Raw genomic sequence first — 19,811 nt, forward strand, 5'->3', positions numbered from 1 at the left:
AGTTGGGGCGGCTCAACTACCGTCGTGGTGTGTTCCGCTTCCTGCTGAGCAGTCGCTGGATCGGCTTCGCACTATTCGTCGTCCTACTCTCGGCGATCTGCGTACGTCTCGGTTTGTGGCAGTTCGATCGTCTTGATCACCGCCTCGCCCAGAACAAGGTCATCTCCGCGCACTTCAAAGCTGCGCCGATTGAGCTTCCTCCGGGCTTCAAGGTCGATGACTCGACGGAGTGGACGCGGGTCACAGCCACCGGAACATACGACCTTGACCATCAAGTCACTGTGAAGTTCACGACCCGCGATGGGGCACCCGGAGTCGACGTTGTCACTCCTCTGGTGCTTGCCGACGACAGCGCAGTTCTGGTCGATCGCGGCTGGATAGAGACCGACAACACCGTCGCAAACCCCGACGTACCCGCGCCACCGACTGGGACGGTCACGGTGATGGGCTGGATGCGCCAGAACAACGGCGCCGGCGGCCAAGCAACAGAACCGGTCGATGGTCAGGTACGAGCCATCTCCAGCATCGGTATGGCGAAGTCAGTGCCGTACGAGCTCAGCAACGGCTACCTCAACCTGCGCACGCAGGATCCCAAGGCGACACAAGCGCTGGAACTTGAGCCCAAACCGGAACTCGGACAGGGCCCGCATTTCTTCTACGCGCTGCAGTGGTGGTTCTTCGCACTGCTCGCGACGGTCGGCTACTTCTGGTTTGCCTGGGCCGAGGCCAAGGAACGTCGCAACCCGACACGCATCGACGGGTTCGCTACGCCAAGCTGACGAGATCGGCGTAGTCGTCGGACCACAGGTCCTCGTCGCCGTCAGGCAGCAGCAGCACGCGGTCGGGCTCGAGAGCCATCACAGCGCCCTCGTCGTGCGAGACAAGCACAATGGCGCCCTCGTACGTACGAATGGCGCGCAGCACCTCTTCACGTGACGCCGGATCCAGGTTGTTGGTCGGCTCATCGAGCAACAGGACGTTGGCGCTTGAGACGATCAGGCTTGCCAGCGCGAGACGCGTCTTCTCGCCACCGGACAGCACGGCTGCCGGCTTCGAGGTGTCGTCACCACTGAAGAGGAATGAACCCAGGACGCTGCGTGCCTCGGTGTCAGTCAGCTGGGGTGCGGCTGACTGCATGTTCTCGAGGACGGTGCGAGAGGTGTCGAGAGTCTCGTGCTCCTGGGCGAAGTAGCCGATCTTGAGGCCATGACCCGGCATGATCTCGCCGGTGTCGGCCTCGAGCGTGCCCGCCAGCATGCGCAACAACGTCGTCTTGCCTGCACCGTTGAGTCCAAGGATGACGACACGGCTGCCCTTGTCGATCGCCAGATCAACATCGGTGAAGATCTCGAGCGAGCCGTACGACTTCGAGAGACCCTCCGCCATGAGTGGTGTCTTGCCGCACGGTGCTGGCTTCGGGAACTTGATGTTCGCGACCTTGTCGTGGGCGCGCTCGGTCTCGAGTCCAGCGACCATCTGCTCAGCGCGACGGAGCATCTGCTGTGCCGTCGCAGCCTTTGACGCCTTGGCGCGGAACTTGTTGGCCTGACTGGTCAGCTCGCCAGCCTTCTTGACCGCGATGGCCCGCTCACGTTTGCGGCGGTGCTCGTCTGCCTCGCGCTGCTTGACGTACGACTTCCAACCCATGTTGTAGATGTCGATCGTGGCGCGGTTGGCGTCGAGGTAGAGGACCTTGTTGACGGTCTCCTCGATCAGGTCGACGTCGTGGCTAATGACCACGATGCCGCCGCTGAAGGTCTTGAGGAATCCGCGCAACCAGACGACGGAGTCGGCGTCCAGGTGGTTGGTGGGCTCATCGAGGAGCAGGGTGTCTGCATCGGAGAACAAGATGCGCGCCAGCTCGATACGTCGACGCTGTCCACCCGAGAGGGTCGACAGCGGCTGCTCGAGAACACGATCAGGCAACCCGAGGTTGTGGGCGATCGTCGCGGCTTCCGACTCGGCTGCGTAGCCGCCGCCAGCCCCGAACGCCGTGTCAGCGCGCGTGTAGGCCTTCATGGCCTTCTCGGCGATCTCGGGGTCGGGCGAGCCCATGTCGAGCTCGGCCTTGCGCATGGCGATCAGCGCGGTGTCCAGACCGCGAGCGCCGAGGATGCGATCACGTGCGGTTGTCTCGAGGTCGCCTGACTTGGGATCCTGCGGCAGGTAGCCGACCTTGCCGGTCGACGTGATCGAGCCTTCGGCGGGCTGGCCATCGCCGGACAGCATGCGGGTGAGGGTGGTCTTGCCGGCGCCGTTACGTCCGACGAGGCCGATCTTGTCGCCCTTGTCGACGCGGAACGAGACGTCCGACATCAGGACACGCGCGCCGAAGCGCAGCTCCACATTGGAGACGGTGAGCATGGTGAGACTTTCGGATCAGGGTGTGCGAATGGGCGGCGTCATGCGCCGTCGTCATTCCCGCTGAACTGAATTCACGTATCCATTCTACGGGCGTTGCTGTGACTCCTTGACCATTCGAGGGTGTGCCCCTCGACACGCACCAACTTGGTGGTTGAGTAGGTCCGAGGGACGAGGACCGTATCGAAACCACGTACGCCGAGATGCTCACGCTGAGAGCTCCACCCACGTGGTTTCGATAGTCCTGGCGGCTGCGCCGCGTTCCACTCAACCTGGTTTCGCGCTCAGGCGCGGAGCGCCTTCGGCTCAACCAATGTTGAAGCCGAGGGCGCGGAGCATTTCGCGGCCGTCGTCGGTGATCTTGTCCGGGCCCCACGGCGGCATCCAGACCCATTCGATCCGGAAATCGTTCACGAGACCGTCAAGCGCAGCACGTGTCTGGTCCTCGATCACGTCAGTCAGCGGGCAGGCCGCCGAAGTCAGCGTCATCGACAGCACTGTGTTGGAGTGCTCGTCGACATCGGCACCGTAGACGAGGCCGAGATCGACGACGTTGATGCCGAGCTCCGGGTCGACGACATCCTTCATCGCCTCAAGTACGTCCTCGACGGTCGTCGTTCCGCCAGTGGGCTGGGTGTCGACGACGGGCAGGTCGCTGTGGTCGGTAGTCATGCGGGATCTCCCGGGGTTGAGGTTGTGACAAGAGCTTGGGCGACGGCGTCTTTCCAGGCCATCCATGACAGCAGCGCGCACTTCACGCGTGCCGGGAACTGCGCGACTCCGGCAAAGGCGATGCCGTCTTCGAGAACGTCTTCGTCCGGCTCGACCTTGCCTTTGCCCTGCATGAGCTCGGTGAAGGTGTCGAGTACGGCCATGCCTTCGGTGACGGTCTTGCCGATGATCAGTTCGTTGAGCACCGAGGCCGACGCCTGGCTGATCGAGCAGCCGACCGAGTCGTACGAGACGTCGGCGACGGTCTCGCCCTCGAGGTGCACACGCAGAGTGATCTCGTCGCCGCACGTGGGGTTGACGTGGTGCACCTCGGCTTCAAAGGGCTCACGGAGTCCTTTGCCATGCGGGTGCTTGTAGTGGTCCAGGATGATCTCCTGGTACAGCGAATCGACGTTCATAGCCTCAGTCATGAGAAGTACTTCTTCGTATGGTGCAACGCCTCAACCAGCGCATCAATTTCCTGCGTCGTTGTGTAGAGGTAGAACGATGCACGAGTTGTGGACTGCACACCGAAGCGCAGGTGAGCCGGCTTGGCGCAGTGGTGACCAGCGCGTACGGCAACGCCCTTCGAGTCCAGAAGCTGTGAGACGTCGTGCGGGTGGATCTCACCGAGCGTGAAACTGATCGCTCCCCCGCGCTGCTCCGCGGTCTTGGGCCCAACGACCTTCAGCCCGTCGATCTCCTGCAGCGCACCGAGTGCGTACGCGGTGATCTCCTGCTCGTGTGCGGCGACGTTCTCCATGCCGATCGACGTCAGGTAGTCAGCAGCGGCGCCAAGGCCAACCGCTTCAGCAATCGGCGGCGTGCCGGCCTCGAAGCGAGCGGGCGGCGGAGCGTACGTCGAGGACGCCATCGTCACGGTCTCGATCATCTCGCCACCACCGAGGAACGGAGGGAGCTCGGCGAGGAGGTCATAGCGACCCCAGAGGACACCGATGCCGGTCGGACCGACCATCTTGTGACCAGTGAACGCCACGAAGTCGGCGCCCAAGGCTGCGACGTCAACCGGAAGCTGCGGCACTGCCTGCGAGGCATCGACTACAACGAGTGCGCCAACCGAATGCGCCTTGGCGATGATCACATCGAGCGGGTTGATCGTGCCGAGCATGTTGGACACCCAGGTGACCGAAACAACGGCGGTCTGCTCGGTGATGAGCTGATCGATGTTGTCCAGGTCCAGGCGACCCTCGTCCGTCACGCCGAACCAGCGCAGCGATGAACCTGTGCGCTGCGACAGCTGCTGCCACGGAACGATGTTGGAGTGGTGCTCCATCTCGCTGATGACAATTTCATGGTCCTGGCCGATGCGACCGGAGTCGCCCAGCACGCGGGCAACGAGGTTGAGTGCCTCTGAAGCGTTCTTCGTGAAGATGACTTCGTCACGGCTCGGTGCGCCGATGAACGCTGCCACCTTGTCGCGACCCAGCTCGAACGCCGCGCTTGCCTCAGCACCCAGTTGGTGCATCGCGCGCGCAACGTTGGCGTTGTGCAGCCGATAGTGATCGTCGATCGCGCGGATGACGCTCTCGGGCTTCTGCGACGAGTTGGCGCTGTCGAGATAGACCAACGGCAGGTCGCCGGCCAGGCGACGCTCCAGGATCGGGAAGTCCGCCCTGATCCTGGCGATGTCGTAGGTCGAGCTCTCGACGACGGTCACGCTGAAGCAGCCGCCTTGACGTACTTGTCGTAGCCGTTGGCCTCGAGCTGGTCAGCGAGCTCGCGCCCACCCTGCTCGGCAACCTTGCCGGCGACGAAAACGTGAACGAAGTCAGGCTTGATGTACTGCAGGATGCGCGTGTAGTGCGTGATCAGCAGTACGCCGCGGTCGCCCTGCGAGCTGTAACGGTTGACTCCGTCGGAGACGACCCTCAGCGCGTCGATGTCGAGGCCTGAGTCGGTCTCGTCGAGGACGGCGAACTTCGGGTTGAGCAGCTCGAGCTGAGCGATCTCGTGGCGCTTCTTCTCGCCGCCGGAGAATCCCTCGTTGACGTTGCGCTGAGCGAACTCCTTGTCGAGCGTGACCCGCTCGAGCGCCTCGTTGACGTCCTTGATCCACGTGCGGAGCTTGGGAGCCTCGCCGTCGATCGCAGTCTTCGCCGTACGAAGGAAGTTGGCGACGGAGACTCCGGGAACCTCTACGGGGTACTGCATCGCGAGGAAGAGACCCGCGCGAGCGCGCTCATCGACCTTCATCGAGAGGATGTCGACGCCATCGAGCGTGACGCTGCCCTTGGTGACGGTGTACTTGGGGTGACCCGCGATCGAGTAGGCAAGAGTCGACTTGCCCGAACCGTTGGGGCCCATGATTGCGTGGACCTCTCCGGACTTGACGGTGAGATCGACACCTTTGAGGATCTCCTTTTCGCCTTCTTCGGTGTTGACCGAGACGTGAAGGTCCTTGATCTCAAGCGTTGCCATGTGCGTTCAGCTCCTGTGCTGTGTTCGTGCCGGAGAGATCGACCAGAACGGCGTCTCCCTCGATCTGAGTGGGGTAAGTGGGTACGGCCTCTGTGGCCGGAAGGTTGACGGGCTTGCCAGTACGTACATCGAAGCGCGAGCCGTGCAACCAGCATTCGATCTCGCAGCCCTCGACGTCTCCCTCTGACAGTGGGATGGATGCGTGCGAGCACTCGTCACGCAGTGCATAGACGTCGTCGCCGTCCCGTACGAGGGCGACCTCTTGACCGTCGATCTCGACGGCGAGGACACCTCCGCTCGGTACGTCTGCGAGCTGCGCTGCGTGAACATAGGTCATGCCAGACGTCCTACGTGCGCGGCCAGCTCCTCTTCGATCGAAGCGACGAGACGCTCCTGGAGGGACGGGACGCCGATGCGGCGGATGATGTCGTTGAAGAAGCCGTGCACGACGAGACGACGTGCTTCTTCCTCTTGGATGCCACGGCTCTGCAGGTAGAACAGGTGCTCGTCGTCGAATCGGCCTGTCGTCGATGCGTGTCCCGCACCTTCGATGTCGCCGGTCTCGATCTCGAGGTTGGGCACCGAGTCGGCCTTCGCGCCGTCGGTCAGCACGAGGTTGTCGTTGCTCTCGTACGTGAGGATGCCTTCGGCTTCCTTGCGGATCAGAACATTGCCGATCCAGACCGTGTGAGCATCCTTGCCCTGGAGCGCGCCCTTGTACTCGACGTTGCTCTTGGTACGCGGTGCCGTGTGGTCCACGAACAGGCGGTGCTCAATGTGCTGGCCCTCGTCGGCGAAGTAGACGCCGAGCATCTCGACACTGCCGCCGGTGCCGATGTAGTCGGCAGAGGTGCTGGCGCGTACGACGTCACCGCCGAGCGAGACGCCAATGTGGCGCAGCGAGGCGTCACGGCCAACCCGAGCGTGCTGGGTGACAACGTGAACGCTGTCGTCGTTCCAGTCCTGGACCGTCACGAACGTCAGCTGAGCGCCGTCCTCGAGGACGACTTCAATGTTCTCGGCCCAGGTGGCGGAGCCGTCGTAGTCGACGACGACAACGGCCTTGCTGAACGCGCCAGCGCGTACGAGCAGGTGACCAGCAGCAGCCTTCTCCAGGCCACCACCGTGCAGGCGGATCGTGGTCGGGTCGGCAATCTCGGCGTTGGCCGGGATCGTGACCTCGAAGACGGACTTCGCAGCATCCCAGGCGCGTGCCGAGACACGGTCAACCGGGACGTAGCCGGAGACACCGCGTGCCGAGTCGGCAGCAGGCACCGATACGGCGCTCACTCCCTCAGCAGCGTCGACCTCGACCTTGAAGTCTTCACCGTCGAGCGGGGTGTCCTGGTGCAGACCACGGAGACGCTTGAGCGGGGTGAACCGCCAGATCTCCTCCATGCCCGTGGGCACGTCGTGGTCAGCGAGGTCGAATGACCCCACCGGGTGAAGATGTGATTCGACTGGAGACAGCTCCAGGGCTTCGGCGATACTCAACCGACTGCACCCTCCATTTGAAGTTCGATGAGACGGTTCAGCTCAAGCGCGTACTCCATGGGGAGCTCGCGTGCGATGGGCTCAACGAATCCACGGACGATCATCGCCATGGCCTCGTCCTCCTCCATGCCACGTGACATGAAGTAGAAGAGCTGGTCGTCGCTGAGCTTGGACACAGTGGCCTCGTGGCCAAGAGTCACGTCGTCCTCGCGGACGTCGACGTACGGGTAGGTGTCCGAGCGACTGATCTGGTCGACCAGGAGCGCGTCGCACTTGACCGTGCTGGCCGAGCCTTCAGCGCCTTCGAGGACCTGCAGGAGGCCGCGGTAGGACGTACGTCCGCCGCCACGCGCAACCGACTTGCTCAGGATCGAGCTCGACGTGTTGGGCGCTGCGTGCACCATCTTGGCGCCGGCGTCCTGGTGCTGACCCTCGCCAGCGAAGGCGATCGACAGCGTCTCGCCACGAGCGTGCTCGCCCATGAGGTAGACCGCGGGGTACTTCATCGTGACCTTGGAGCCAATGTTGCCGTCAACCCACTCCATCGTGGCGCCCTCTTCGCAGACAGCGCGCTTGGTGACGAGGTTGTAGACGTTGTTGGACCAGTTCTGGATCGTTGTGTAGCGGACGCGGGCGCCCTTCTTGACGACGATCTCTACGACGGCCGAGTGCAGCGAGTCGCTCGAGTAGATCGGAGCGGTGCAGCCCTCGACGTAGTGAACGTACGAGCCCTCATCCGCGATGATCAGCGTGCGCTCGAACTGACCCATGTTCTCCGTGTTGATGCGGAAGTAGGCCTGCAGCGGGATGTCGACGTGGACGCCCTTGGGCACGTAGATGAACGAGCCACCGGACCACACGGCGGAGTTGAGCGCGGAGAACTTGTTGTCGCCGACCGGGATGATCGTCGCGAAGTACTCCTTGAACAGCTCGGGGTGCTCCTTGAGAGCCGTGTCGGTGTCGAGGAAGAGGACGCCCTGCTCCTCAAGATCCTCACGGATCGAGTGGTAGACGACCTCGGACTCGTACTGAGCCGCGACACCGGACACAAGGCGCTGCTTCTCTGCCTCGGGGATGCCCAGGCGGTCGTACGTGTTCTTGATGTCGTCAGGCAGGTCGTCCCAGGTCGCAGCGACCTTCTCGGTCGACCGGACGAAGTACTTGATGTTGTCGAAGTCGATGCCGCTGAGGTCGGAGCCCCACGTCGGCATGGGCTTGCGACCGAAGAGCTTCAGGCCCTTCAGGCGGAGGTCGAGCATCCACTCGGGCTCGTTCTTGAGCGCCGAGATGTTGCGTACGACGTCTTCGCTCAGCCCACGCTTGGAGGTGGCGCCGACATCGTTCTTGTCGGACCAGCCGAACTCGTATCGTCCAACGTCCTTGAGGCCTGGGTTGGCCTCTTCGATGGCGTTGGGGGTCTCTGACGTGGTCGTCATGAGGTCAACCTCTCTGCGGTTGTATGGGGCAAGTGGGTAGTACAGACGCCGTCGCCGTGGGCGATCGTCGCAAGTCGTTGTACGTGTGTGCCGAGGAGACGAGCGAACATCTCGGTCTCGGCTTCACACATCTGGGGAAACTCCTCGGCCACATGGGCGACCGGGCAGTGGTTCTGGCACATCTGGGTGCCGGCAGGCGTGCTGCCGACGGACGCTGCGTAGCCGTCCTCGCTGAGAGCCTTGGCAAGCACCTCGACGCGATCCTCGGGCTTGGCGCTGGCCAGCAGCGGCCGGTAGCGATCTTCGCTCTCGGTCAACCGGTGACGGGCAAACGCCATGACGGCGTCGTCTCCCCCGGTCTCCTTGAGAAAGCGCAGGGCGCCAGCCGCAAGCTCGTCGTACGAGTGCTTGAAGTGGTCGCGACCTGAATCGGTGATCACGTAGACCTTGGCCGGACGGCCTCGGCCACGCTGTCCGATGACACGCTGTTCGCGTGTCATCAGCACACCATCAGCCAACAGCTGGTCGAGGTGCCGACGGATCGCGGCGGGCGTCAGATGCAGCTCATGAGCCAGATCTGCCGCCGTAGACGGTCCGTGCTCCAGGATCGTGTTGGCCACGCGCTCACGGGTTGGAGCGTCGTCAACCAACGACGCTTCGTCCAGCCCGGTGTATTTCACAAGACAAGTGTGCCTTTATTCACCAAGGCGTTTCAACGAAGGTGAGCCTTACCCAGTACGGGCAGCCTTCTCCTCCGCTGTTTCGTCGCCGTGGCCAGGCCACCAGGCGGCATGCCCGATGAGCGCGGTCAGCGCTGGCGTGAAGAACATCGCCATGACGAAGGCCGACACGAAGATGCCGAACGAGATCGCGAAGCCCATCGACACGAGCAGCGAGTTGCCGCCCAGCATGAGCGAGGCGAAGGTGCCGGCCAGGATAACTCCCGCTGCGGCCACAGTCGGGCCCGCGTGGCGTACGGCTTGCGCCGCCGCCTCTCGAGAGCCCTTGCCCTGACGTGATTCCTCCCGCAATCGGGCAATCATCAGGATGTTGTAGTCGGTGCCGAGTGCCACGACGAACAAATAGATGTAGATCGGCAGCATGAAGATCAAGCCGTCCTGCCCCTGGATGTTCTGGAACAGGAGCACCGCTGCGCCAAGCGTGGCACCGAAGCCGAGGCCTACCGATGCCATGAGGTACCAGGGAGCCACGAGGCTACGAAGCAGCAGCGCGAGGATCACCATGATGATCACGGCTGCGACCGGGAACACGACCGAATAGTCGCGGTTCATGGCTCTCTGTAGGTCGACAAACACTGATGTCGTACCGCCCACGAGCGCCTCGGTGCCATCTGGAGCCGCGGCATGTGCGGCTGGCCGAATGATGTCCTTCATGTTTGCCATGGCTGCGTCTGTCGCAGGGTCGGTGTCGAGCACCGTCGTGAACACGGCGGTCGATTTGTCCTCGGAGAACGTCGGCGGCGCAACCTGGGCGATGCCTTTGGCCTTGGCCAGTTCGGTGCCATAGGTGGCAACCGCTGCCTCGTCGAGCGGTGATCCGTCCTTGCTCTTCAGGAAGACAGCCGAAGGATCAGTCGCGCCGGGTGGAAGACCCTTCTCAAGGGTCTTGAGCGCAACCGACGATTCAGCAGTACTGGACGATCCTGTGTCTCCCAGATCGAAGGTCGGCTTGAAGCCGAGGGCGAATACCGCCAGCGCAGCGAGAACCAGGCCAGACGCAATCGCGTAACGAAGCGGGTGGCGACCCAGCGAATCGCCGACTGCGCCGAAGCGTGCGCCCTTGGGCTCGACCTTCCAGGCCTTCGACGGCCAGAACACCTTGGTGCCAAGCAGTGAAATGATCGCCGGTACGAGCGTCAGCGACGCGAGAACCGTGACAGCGACAGCTATCGCCAACGCCGGACCGATCGAGCGGAAGATGCTCAGCGTCGACAGGATCAGCGCCATGAACGCCACGATCACGGCACCACCAGCGGAGGTGATCGCCTCGCCGGCGCGTTCGACCGCGAGTGCCACGGCTTCCTTGCTCTCGTGGCCCTTGCGCAGGAACTCCCGATAGCGGAACAGGAAGAACAGGATGTAGTCGGTGCCGATGCCATAGAGGACGACCAGCAGGATCACTTGGATCGAGGAGTCCGCCTTCAGGTTGAACGCGTCATTCGCGAAGCCGATGAGACCTGTGGCGATCTGCGAGACCACAGCCACCACCGCAATCGGCAGAAACGCGATGATCGGACTGCGGAAGATCAATAGCAGCAGGATCAGGATCAGGCCGATCGTGGCGATGCCGACGATGACCAGTGCGCTCTCCGAGGACTCCTGTTGGTCCAGGCTCTGCGGCACCGATCCGGTCGTGCCAGCTTTGAGATCGGTATCGGCGACCAATGGCTTCAGGTCTGTGCGGAGCTCCTTGGCACTGTCGAGGATCGCGGTCCCAAACGGATCGGCGTCCTTGCCGAGACTGACGATCGCAGTCTGAACGAGCTTGTTCTCCGACGGTGGCGCGGCAACGATCGCACCGAACTGAGGGATGTTCTTACTGCTCAGGGTCGCAGCGATCTTCTCGATGTCGGCGGAGTCCGCGGCCGTCAATGGTTCGCCGTCCTTGCGGTCGAACACGATGATGGCGCCGATGTCCGTACGGTCCGGGAAGGCCGAGGTCTGGACATCGATCGCCTTGATCGACTCATAGTGACCCGGCAAGAACTCAGCTTCGTCGGTCGTGGAGGAAAGCTTTGGCGCAGTCATCACGACCACGACGGCGACCACGATCCACGCGAGGATGATCTTCCAAGGGTTGCGGGCTACGTATTGACCGAGCGAAGCAAACATGACTTCAACGTAGTCATGTTCGTCGCGCGTTTTCCACGGGGGCGGGAGCGTGTCGGCGCCTCTAAGGTGAACATATGGCATCTGATGCGGTCGAAATCGACGCTGGAGGGCGATCCGTACGGGTTTCCAGCCCGACGCGAGTGATCTACGAGGCCACGGACTTCTCGCCTGAAGTGACCAAGGTGATGGTTGCCGAGTACTACGTCGCCGTCGCCGATGGACTAATGCGTGCCCTGCAGAACCGTCCGGTTGCGCTGGAGCGTTGGCCCAAAGGCGTGCGCGAGGGCATGGTCATGTCGACGCGCGCCGACAGCCACGGCGATGCGTTCTATCAAAAGCGGATGATGCGAGGCGCTCCCCCGTACGTCGAGAGCACGCGCATTCTGTTTCCCTCTGGTCGGCCCGCCGACGAGATCTGCATGACCGAGATCGCGGTCGCCGCCTGGGCCGCACACATGGGTGCCATCACGTTTCACCCGTGGCCCACGCGTCGAACGGACAACGACCGGCCCGACGAGCTGCGCATCGACCTTGACCCGTTCGGCAAGGCGACATTTGCTGACGCCGTGCGCATTGCCGACGTCGCACGTGAGCTGTTCGCCGAGGCGGGCATCCGAGCCTTCGCGAAGACCAGTGGCAAGCGCGGCATCCACGTGTACGCCCGGGTTGCGCCGAAGTGGACATTTACAGAGGTCCGGCACGCCGCCATCGCCTTTGCGCGAGAGCTCGAGAAGCGTACGGATGGCGTCACCACCAAGTGGTGGAAGGAAGAGCGCGGCGACAACGTGTTCGTGGACTTCAACCAGAACTGCCGCGACCGTACGATCGCGTCGGCGTACAGCCTGCGACCGACGCCTGGCGCCACTGTCTCCACTCCCGTGTCGTGGGACGAACTGGCAGGGCTGACAGGTCCGCAGGAATTCACACTGCACACCGTCCCGGCCAAGCTCGCGGGCGACGGTGACGCGTGGGCGGAGATCGACGATGTCGAACACTCGCTGGACACACTGTTGGAGTGGTGGGCTTCTGATCCGACCGAGATGCCCTATCCCCCGGAGTATCCGAAGATGCCCGGTGAACCCAAGCGCGTGCAACCCAGCAAGGACACTCGCAACAAGAAGGCCTGAATGGTCACCTCTCGGCCCAGCAACCCGAGGTTTTGGCAAGTTCAACTGCGCGACGTCCGGCTGACGTCATGCGGCCGTCGCGGTCGAGCCGATCCGCGCGCTCCTGGTCGGTTGACGACCAGATGTCGTCAGGGCAGCGCGGTGCGAACCACACCATCGAGCGGTCTTCATCGAGCCGGCGAGTCTCTCCATCGGTCCAACCAACGGCGACTGCCTCGAGCAGGGCGTCGTCATGGCAGATGACTCGACGACCTGATCCACGGCGCCAAAGCACCAGCCAGACGCCGTCAGTTCGTTCGCCGACAGACCTGAGCCAGAAGCCCCAATCCTCGGCCGAATAGGGCTGAATCCGATCTGCCACATCGAGGACGTCCATGCCTTGAATCTAGGCGTCGACACTGACACTTTTGGTTACGAGAGAACGTCCTTGAGGTTGTATTTTGCGACTTCTTCGAGCTGCTCGTAGGTGCACGATTTCGGCTCCCGATCCGGCCTCCAACGCTTGAACTGAGCCGTGTGCCGGAAGCGCGTGCCCTCCATGTGTTCGTAGCCCACTTCGGCGACTCGTGTTGGGTCGAGCGTGACGAACGAGAGGTCCTTCGTACCGGTCCAGCGACTCTGACCGCCAGGCAACCGGGAGCTCGCGTGTGCCGAGGCGTCTTGCCACTGCCCCCACGGGTGGTCAGCTGTGTCGACGATCAGCGGCTTCAATTCGTCGATCAGCTCGGCTCGTCGCGCTTCGGTGAACGACGCCGCGACCCCAACGTGCTGCAAGTCGCCGTTGTCGGCATACAAGCCGAGCAGCAGTGAACCGAGCAGTGGACGTTCGTCGGTCGATGTCTTGTGCAGGCGGTAGCCCGCGACCACCACGTCGGCAGTTCGGGAGTGCTTGATCTTGAGCATCGTGCGCCCGTTCGGCGCATACGACTTGCTGAGCGCCTTCGCGACGATGCCGTCGAGCCCCGCGCCTTCGAACGTGTTGAACCACTGCTCGGCCTCTACGGCGTCCGTCGTGGTGCGGGTGACGTGGATCGGGTCGCCCGACTTGGCGAGCGCCTTCTCCAGGCGAGCGCGTCGTACGGCAAACGGCTGGTCCATCAACGATTCGTCGCCAATCGCCAGCAGGTCGAATGCCACGAAAGACGCCGGCGTCTCAGTGGCCAGCATCTGCACGCGGGAATCAGCGGGGTGGATTCGCTGGGACAACGCATCGAATTCGAGACGTCCGTTGATCGCCAGGAATATCTCACCGTCGAGAACGATGCGGTCGGGCAGCTCAGCCTTGGCGGCCGCCACAACGTCCGGGAAGTAGCGAGTCAGCTCCTTGGTCGAGCGGCTCGCCAGTACGACCTCGTCGCCGTCGCGGAACACGATGCATCTGAACCCATCCCACTTCGGCTCATAAGACAGCCCGCCATCGACCGAGTCCTGAGCGGGCACCCCTTTCACGGACTTCGCGAGCATGGGTTGCACCGGCGGCATGACGGGTAGGTCCATGCCAACAGCCTAGAACCCCCACACCTACACTGAGCGGGTGTCTGAGCCAGTGAGAGAGGTGCCCGCTGTCGAGGTCAGGGACCTCGTCATGAAGTACGGATCTGTCACCGCCGTCAACGGGCTCAACCTCACCGTCGAGCCTGGCACGGTCACGGCGATCCTCGGCCCCAACGGAGCCGGCAAGACGACCACCATCGAGACCTGCGAAGGCTTTCGGCGTCCGCAGAGCGGTTCAGTACGGGTTCTCGGCCTCGACCCGATCGCAGATGCCCACCAGCTTCGCCCTCGGGTCGGAGTCATGCTGCAGTCCGGCGGTGCCTGGTCTGGCTCGCGGGCGTACGAGATGCTCCGACACATCGCTTCGCTTCACGCCCATCCCCTTGACGTTGACCTGCTGATCGAGCGACTCGGCATGCAGTCGTACGGTCGCACGCCCTATCGCAGGCTGTCCGGTGGCCAGCAGCAGCGACTGAGCCTCGCGATGGCGATCGTCGGTCGCCCCGAACTCGTGTTCCTCGACGAGCCGACTGCAGGCCTTGACCCTCAGGCACGACGTTCGACCTGGGAGCTCATCAGCGAGCTGCGCTCCAGCGGCGTCACCGTTGTCCTGACTACGCACTTCATGGACGAAGCCGAAGCGCTGGCCGATGTCGTCCACATCGTCGACGAAGGTCAGGTCATTGCTTCCGGCACGCCTCAGGAGCTCGCCGCCTCAGGTGCTCAGAACACCGTACGGTTCACCGCGCGACCCGGCATCGACGTCGAGAGCCTCATGCTGGCGTTGCCCGACGACGTAAAGGTGGACGAGGTGTCCCCCGGCTCGTATGTCATCGCCGGGCACGTCGATCCCGCACTTCTCGCCACGTTTACCGCTTGGTGCGCCACACACGGCGTACTCACCGAGTCCGTACTCGTCGAACGCCAAACACTCGAGGACAGGTTCCTCGAGCTGACCGGGAAGGCCCTGCGATGACCGCGCTCGACCTGTCACCCAAGCCCGGGGCTGCGCCACGTACGGCCATGCTGCGGTCACAGATCTCGATGGAGCTGCGCCTGCTTTCTCGCAATGGCGAGCAACTGCTACTGACTTTGATCATTCCGTTGGTGCTGCTGATCCTCGGCGCACGTGCCGACAAGATCGTTGATCTCGGCCCTGGTCGTCCGATCGACATCATCACGCCGGGCATCTTGGCGCTCGCTGTGCTGTCGACGTCGTTCACCTCACTGGCCATCGCAACCGGGTTCGAACGCCGCTACGGGGTCATCAAGCGGCTGGGCGCGTCGCCGCTGCCACGCTGGGGACTTCTGGTCGGCAAGATCGGTGCCATCGCGATCATCGAAGTGATCCAGCTGGCAATCCTCTCCATCGTTGGTCTGCTGCTGGGCTGGGAGCCGAACGGTGGCATCACAGCGATTGCCCAGGCGCTGCTCCTCGTCGTCCTCGGCACGGCTGCCTTTGGATCGCTCGGCCTGCTCATCGCCGGCATCATGCGCGCCGAAGCAACGCTGGCCGTCGCCAACCTCGTGTACGTGTTGTTGCTCGTCGGAGGCGGTTTGATCGTCCCATTGAGCCGCTATCCCGAAGCTGCGAGCCACGCGCTCCAGGTACTGCCATCAGGCGCTCTTGGGCAGGGACTGCGCGACGTGTTCGCTGGTGACGGTCTCGGTTCGTTCTCCGTCGTCGTATTGATCATGTGGTCGGTTTGCTGTGGCCTCGGGGTGTCGAGGACGTTCAAGTGGGAGTGACTCTCGGCATCCGCAATCCCGATCGAACCTCTGTTGAACTCTGGGCCTGGGCGACACTCGCGGCCAACACGCTGATCGTCCTGACCGGCGGTCTCGTACGGCTCACCGGCTCCGGTCTGGGCTGCCCGACGTGGCCCAAGTGCACCGACGATTCGTTCGTGCCACACCGCGCACTCGGTACGCACGGCGTCATCGAGTTCGGCAATCGGATGCTCACGTATGTTCTGGTCTTCGTCGTCATTTCCGCGCTCATCGCGGTGTGGCGCTGGTCAAGATCGACACAGACCACGCGCCGCTTGGCGCTCATCATTGCTCTCGGCGTACCGTTCCAGGCCGTCATCGGTGGCATCAGCGTGCTCACCGACCTCAACCCCTGGGTTGTCTCATTGCACCTGATCCTGTCGATGGGATTGATCGCGGCATCGACCGTGCTGCTGGTGAAGGTCCGGGGTGGCCTCGCCGGTTCGCGTTCGCACGTCACGAACGTGATCGCCACATACGCGGTTGTCTGGGTTGTCGTCTATCTGGGCACGATCGTGACCGGCAGTGGTCCTCACGCAGGAGACACCGACGCACCACGCAACGGTCTTGATCCACAGGTGATGAGCCACGTCCACGCTGTGTCGGTGTACGTCCTGGTCGCACTGACGATCCTGTTGGCCATCGTGGCGCGCGGGCCAATGCGGCGACTGGCGGTCATTTTGCTAGGCGTGGAGCTGGCGCAGGGCACGATTGGCTTCGTTCAGTACTTCACTGACCTGCCAATCGCACTGGTCGCAGCTCACCTGGTTGGTGCGGCCGTCCTGGTCGCAGCCGCAACTCGGCTGCTCCTCGAGGCGACTGCTACTGAGTCGGCTGCTCCTCCGCAGGCACGTCCGTAGGTACAGGCGGCTTCCATCCAGCTTCGGCTCCAATGGGCTTGAGGTCGTAGCCCGTCGTGTAGCGCTGGTTGGGATCGAGCTCGAGGATCAAGTGAACGAGTGCGCCCTGAATGTCGATCAGTCGGGTGTTGTCACCTTCGGCAACCCGGGCCATTCCAGCGTCAACCGGGCTGAACCATTCACGGAAAGCCGGATCGTCCTTGTAGCGCGTTGAGAACGCGGCGTATCCGAGGACGTGAGGGATACGGAGACCGCTGTCGGGCACGACCTCCCAGAAGAACATCAGCTCACCAATGGCCCGTTGCTCTGCGCTGAAGAACGAGAAGCCCTCGCTGTCATCACCACGGCGCATGATCTTTGTGACGCCGTCGATCAGGTTCTGGACCGTGTCGTCGCGTCCACCCTTGCCGCTGGAGTCGAGCACAGACTGCCGTCGCGCTTCGACCCAACCGAAGTAGTGGGCGAACAGGAACGCCGTGCTCTTGGTCGGATAGTCGCCATGGCCCTCGTAGCGCTTGGTCAGCGTGACCCAGTCGTTCTCGACGATGTTGTAGATGCGGGATTGGAGCTCGGCAGCGGCCTGCGCCATGGGCTCGTACACACGCTGGGCAGCCGCGAGCGCCGACTCCTGCTTCTCGCGCCTGTTCTCCTCCAGCCGCAGCTTGGCGCTGATGCGCTGCTGGCGTACCGACATGTAGCCCGACAGCACCACACTGAACACGCTGAACAGCAAGGGAAGGATCTGCGTGAAGAACGTCTTCGACATGCCCGCATCCTAGGGCGGGCAAGCGGGTCTACGTAAGGACTCCGTCAGCTGTCGTGCGGGTCAGGACCATCGGCCGGAGCAGCCGGTTTTGCCCACTTCTCAGCGTCGATCGCATAGACCCAGCGAAGTTTGGGCCACTCGGACAGCGTCCAGAGCTGTCGCCGCTGAGGCCAGTAGGCAATGTCCTCGGGACCAGTTGGGAGGACGCCGGCGTGTTGTACGTAATCGCCGGGGCGTCCGACCCACAGGTCGCCGGGATTGCCCTTGCCGTTGCTCGCGGTGATGACCCACGTCCCGTCGACCAGCGTGGCGCCCTGCATACGCTCGACCTGACGGTCGTACAGCTCGGCTGGCACCGCCCACCCGCGGTCGTCGCGTCGGAGCAGCTCCGTTTCACGATCGAGCGGGAAGCGCATCAAGCGGTGGCTACCGCCTTTGCGTCCGTACTCCCCCGCGATCAGGTGGTCCTGATTTCCGGAGCGGTCGAGCGACATGAACGAATACATCATCTCGCCGACCGCCTTGTCATGATCAGCGTCGTAGGCCGTGAACTGCGGCAGCACGTAGCGGTAGGTCTTGGTACGAAGGCGATTGCGAACGCGCACGAGGTCGTCGAGTCGGAACACCCGGATGCCGTGCTGTCCGCCTGCCACGTAGAGGTACTGGCCGTACCAAACGATGCCGCCAGCGTGGACCCGAATTGTGGTGAGCCAGTTGATCCCGAACAGTCGGCGGGGATTGACGAGCAGGACGTGCCGGTAGGGCGCGTGGGTCTCGTCGGTGCAATCCATGACCGAGATCCGGGAGCCGAAGAAGAAGCCCCAGAGGTTGCGGGCGTACCAGCTGACGAGCACGAGATGACGACCGCCGACAGTTCCGGCGGTCGGATCGGGTCCGAACGCGTCGGACGAGGTGGTGATGCCCTGCGGGATCCAGCGTTTGGTCCGGAAGTCACCCTGCTGCCAGGCATAGCCGCCCAGTGCCGCCTCCCCGGGCACTCTGTCCCAGGTTGCGACGCGATTGGTGTCAGCCAGTAGTCCGCGCAGTCCTACTCGCGCATAGCGCATGAAGAATCGCTCCTTCAGGTTTGTCGAGCGCGCTGCTTCGACCAGCCTGTAGGCCTTGGGGCTCAGCTCATGCAGAGCCATCTGAGCCCTCCGTCGGGTCCCGGAGCTGCTCGGCCTGACGCGCCGCGTTGCGGGCCGTTGATCGTCCGACGAGGACGAACAGGGCAAGCAACAGGAGAGCCACGCCGGTCCAGATCATGCCGATCAGGACGAAGACGCTCGCGGCGTCGCCGGCCTGTCCCCCACGATCCTCGAACTCGCGGCCAACGAGGACCATCAGCACACCGACCCCGCCGAAGAAGGCCATGATGCCCTTGCCCACCGCGTTCATGCGAAGGCCCCAGCGATCACTTGACGAACGGGTCGATGGCGGCCGCGACGAACAGCAGCGCGAGGTACGCGTTGGAGAAGTGGAAGAGCCGCATCGGCTTGATGATCGAAAGATCCTCGGTGTCACGGGCGCGCGAGCGAAGGTCGTACGCCTCGATCAGGAAGATGATGCCGAGCGTGATGGCCATCGCCGGGTAGAACCAACCGGTGTAGGGCCAGAGCAGCAGTGATGTCGCAACCATGACCCAGGAATAGATGACGATCTGCCGTGACACTTCGTCCGAGCTGGCCACCGACGGGAGCATCGGAACACTCGCGGCGGCGTAGTCCTCGCGATAGCGCATCGCCAGAGCCCAGAAGTGCGGCGGAGTCCAGAAGAACACGACCATGAAGAGCACGACCGGAGCCCAGGCGAGTTCGTTGGTCACGGCCGTCCAGCCGATCAGGGCCGGGAAGCAGCCCGCGGCGCCTCCCCAGACGATGTTCTGGGTCGTACGGCGCTTGAGGATCATCGTGTAGCCGATGACATAGAAGACGTTCGCTGCGAGAGCCAGCATCGCCGAGAGCGGGTTGACCAGGGTCCACAGCCAGACAGTCGATACGACGCCCAGCGCGAGACCGAAGTAGAGCGCGCCATTCGTCGAGACCTGGTGGCGCGGAAGCGGTCGGCGTGAGGTGCGGCGCATTAGCTGGTCGATGTCGGCGTCGACAACGCAGTTGAGGGCGTTGGCGCTACCTGCCGACAGAGTGCCGCCGACAACCGTGGCAACGACGAGCCACAGCGGCGGCACGTCCTGTGCCGCCAGGAACATGACAGGCACGGTCGTCAGGAGCAGCAGCTCGATGATGCGCGGCTTCGTCAGCGCAATGTACGAGAGGACAACGTCACGACGGGAGGCCGGCAGCACGGTGGGTTGATCGACGCCCTCAGTCGGCGTCACATGCACGGCAGTCACGAGGGTGAGTCTAGTGCTACCCGACCGGCGACGTACCGACGGTTGGGACTTGGAATGTCAGGTCTCATCAGCACCACGCACCTGCGCGGGACGTGGGCCACGCGAGTAGTGTCGTCACCGACGGTTGGGCATGGCCGGCCGACGCCCG

At 63.3% G+C, this 19,811-nt stretch carries 21 protein-coding genes; 5 read left to right on the forward strand and 16 right to left on the reverse strand.

Going from position 1 to position 19,811, the window contains the following annotated elements; all coding sequences use genetic code 11:
* Window positions 1–29 precede the first annotated feature (29 nt).
* Window positions 30–779 (forward strand): SURF1 family cytochrome oxidase biogenesis protein, encoded by a 750-nt coding sequence (locus tag J2X11_RS09285; protein WP_309969844.1) that lies wholly within the window; start codon window positions 30–32, stop codon window positions 777–779.
* Here the strand turns inward: J2X11_RS09285 and J2X11_RS09290 are convergent.
* The 10 genes from J2X11_RS09290 to J2X11_RS09335 all read right to left on the reverse strand — a co-directional run bounded on the left by J2X11_RS09290 (window position 766) and on the right by J2X11_RS09335 (window position 11,293).
* Entirely contained in the window at window positions 766–2,364 is a 1,599-nt protein-coding gene (locus J2X11_RS09290) for an ABC-F family ATP-binding cassette domain-containing protein (RefSeq protein WP_309969848.1), read from the reverse strand. The two genes, J2X11_RS09285 and J2X11_RS09290, sit on opposite strands and share 14 nt — an antisense overlap.
* A gap of 303 nt (window positions 2,365–2,667) precedes the next feature.
* Entirely contained in the window at window positions 2,668–3,033 is a 366-nt protein-coding gene (locus tag J2X11_RS09295) for a metal-sulfur cluster assembly factor (RefSeq protein WP_309969851.1), read from the reverse strand.
* The gene (gene sufU, locus J2X11_RS09300; RefSeq protein ID WP_309972322.1) at window positions 3,030–3,491 is read right to left on the reverse strand and encodes a Fe-S cluster assembly sulfur transfer protein SufU; all 462 of its coding nucleotides are present in this window, start codon (window positions 3,489–3,491) and stop codon (window positions 3,030–3,032) included. Before sufU ends, J2X11_RS09295 begins: the two co-directional genes overlap by 4 nt.
* Window positions 3,492–3,499: 8 nt before the next feature.
* Entirely contained in the window at window positions 3,500–4,750 is a 1,251-nt protein-coding gene (locus tag J2X11_RS09305) for a cysteine desulfurase (protein WP_309969854.1), read from the reverse strand.
* On the reverse strand, window positions 4,747–5,511 hold the full coding sequence (gene sufC / locus J2X11_RS09310) for a Fe-S cluster assembly ATPase SufC (protein WP_309969857.1): 765 nt from the start codon (window positions 5,509–5,511) through the stop codon (window positions 4,747–4,749). The genes J2X11_RS09305 and sufC overlap by 4 nt, the downstream gene beginning before the upstream one ends.
* Window positions 5,498–5,848, reverse strand: coding sequence for a non-heme iron oxygenase ferredoxin subunit (locus J2X11_RS09315; RefSeq protein WP_309969860.1), 351 nt, complete (start codon window positions 5,846–5,848; stop codon window positions 5,498–5,500). The genes sufC and J2X11_RS09315 overlap by 14 nt, the downstream gene beginning before the upstream one ends.
* Window positions 5,845–6,951: a Fe-S cluster assembly protein SufD gene (gene sufD, locus J2X11_RS09320; protein ID WP_309969863.1), complete on the reverse strand. Its 1,107-nt coding sequence runs from the start codon at window positions 6,949–6,951 to the stop codon at window positions 5,845–5,847. Before sufD ends, J2X11_RS09315 begins: the two co-directional genes overlap by 4 nt.
* 50 nt (window positions 6,952–7,001) lie before the next feature.
* The gene (gene sufB, locus J2X11_RS09325; protein ID WP_309969866.1) at window positions 7,002–8,441 is read right to left on the reverse strand and encodes a Fe-S cluster assembly protein SufB; all 1,440 of its coding nucleotides are present in this window, start codon (window positions 8,439–8,441) and stop codon (window positions 7,002–7,004) included.
* Complete coding sequence (locus J2X11_RS09330) at window positions 8,438–9,121, reverse strand: helix-turn-helix transcriptional regulator (protein WP_309969869.1); 684 nt, start codon at window positions 9,119–9,121, stop codon at window positions 8,438–8,440. Before J2X11_RS09330 ends, sufB begins: the two co-directional genes overlap by 4 nt.
* A 48-nt stretch (window positions 9,122–9,169) precedes the next feature.
* Window positions 9,170–11,293 carry an MMPL family transporter gene (locus tag J2X11_RS09335; protein ID WP_309969873.1) on the reverse strand — a complete coding sequence of 708 codons (2,124 nt, stop codon included), beginning with the start codon at window positions 11,291–11,293 and terminating at the stop codon, window positions 9,170–9,172.
* A gap of 74 nt (window positions 11,294–11,367) precedes the next feature.
* Here J2X11_RS09335 and J2X11_RS09340 point away from each other — a divergent pair, with 74 nt between their 5' ends.
* The gene (locus J2X11_RS09340; RefSeq protein ID WP_309969875.1) at window positions 11,368–12,420 is read left to right on the forward strand and encodes a DNA polymerase domain-containing protein; all 1,053 of its coding nucleotides are present in this window, start codon (window positions 11,368–11,370) and stop codon (window positions 12,418–12,420) included.
* Window positions 12,421–12,424: 4 nt separating this feature from the next.
* Here the strand turns inward: J2X11_RS09340 and J2X11_RS09345 are convergent, their stop codons facing one another.
* Complete coding sequence (locus J2X11_RS09345) at window positions 12,425–12,796, reverse strand: YdeI/OmpD-associated family protein (RefSeq protein WP_309969878.1); 372 nt, start codon at window positions 12,794–12,796, stop codon at window positions 12,425–12,427.
* Between the two features lie 35 nt (window positions 12,797–12,831).
* On the reverse strand, window positions 12,832–13,917 hold the full coding sequence (locus J2X11_RS09350) for an ATP-dependent DNA ligase (protein ID WP_309969881.1): 1,086 nt from the start codon (window positions 13,915–13,917) through the stop codon (window positions 12,832–12,834).
* Between the two features lie 37 nt (window positions 13,918–13,954).
* On the opposite strand from J2X11_RS09350, the gene J2X11_RS09355 reads away from it, so the two are divergent.
* Genes J2X11_RS09355 through J2X11_RS09365 form a run of 3 tightly spaced genes read left to right on the forward strand, consistent with a single transcriptional unit; the run spans window position 13,955 to window position 16,544 of the window.
* Window positions 13,955–14,890 carry an ABC transporter ATP-binding protein gene (locus J2X11_RS09355; RefSeq protein WP_309969884.1) on the forward strand — a complete coding sequence of 312 codons (936 nt, stop codon included), beginning with the start codon at window positions 13,955–13,957 and terminating at the stop codon, window positions 14,888–14,890.
* Window positions 14,887–15,663 carry an ABC transporter permease gene (locus tag J2X11_RS09360; RefSeq protein WP_309969887.1) on the forward strand — a complete coding sequence of 259 codons (777 nt, stop codon included), beginning with the start codon at window positions 14,887–14,889 and terminating at the stop codon, window positions 15,661–15,663. The genes J2X11_RS09355 and J2X11_RS09360 overlap by 4 nt, the downstream gene beginning before the upstream one ends.
* Window positions 15,654–16,544 carry a COX15/CtaA family protein gene (locus J2X11_RS09365; protein ID WP_309969888.1) on the forward strand — a complete coding sequence of 297 codons (891 nt, stop codon included), beginning with the start codon at window positions 15,654–15,656 and terminating at the stop codon, window positions 16,542–16,544. Before J2X11_RS09360 ends, J2X11_RS09365 begins: the two co-directional genes overlap by 10 nt.
* Here J2X11_RS09365 and J2X11_RS09370 read toward each other — a convergent pair.
* From J2X11_RS09370 to J2X11_RS09385, 4 genes are read right to left on the reverse strand one after another with little or no spacing between them, the layout of a single operon-like run.
* Entirely contained in the window at window positions 16,507–17,310 is an 804-nt protein-coding gene (locus J2X11_RS09370; protein ID WP_309969891.1) for a hypothetical protein, read from the reverse strand. The two genes, J2X11_RS09365 and J2X11_RS09370, sit on opposite strands and share 38 nt — an antisense overlap.
* A gap of 44 nt (window positions 17,311–17,354) precedes the next feature.
* Window positions 17,355–18,458 (reverse strand): hypothetical protein, encoded by a 1,104-nt coding sequence (locus tag J2X11_RS09375; protein WP_309969893.1) that lies wholly within the window; start codon window positions 18,456–18,458, stop codon window positions 17,355–17,357.
* A complete protein-coding gene (locus J2X11_RS09380) occupies window positions 18,445–18,708 on the reverse strand; it encodes a hypothetical protein (RefSeq protein ID WP_309969896.1) in 264 nt (87 codons plus the stop codon). Before J2X11_RS09380 ends, J2X11_RS09375 begins: the two co-directional genes overlap by 14 nt.
* Before the next feature lie 16 nt (window positions 18,709–18,724).
* Window positions 18,725–19,654 carry a heme o synthase gene (locus J2X11_RS09385; protein ID WP_309972324.1) on the reverse strand — a complete coding sequence of 310 codons (930 nt, stop codon included), beginning with the start codon at window positions 19,652–19,654 and terminating at the stop codon, window positions 18,725–18,727.
* Window positions 19,655–19,811 lie beyond the last annotated feature (157 nt).

This window comes from Aeromicrobium panaciterrae, assembly GCF_031457275.1.
GTDB lineage: Bacteria > Actinomycetota > Actinomycetes > Propionibacteriales > Nocardioidaceae > Aeromicrobium > Aeromicrobium panaciterrae_A.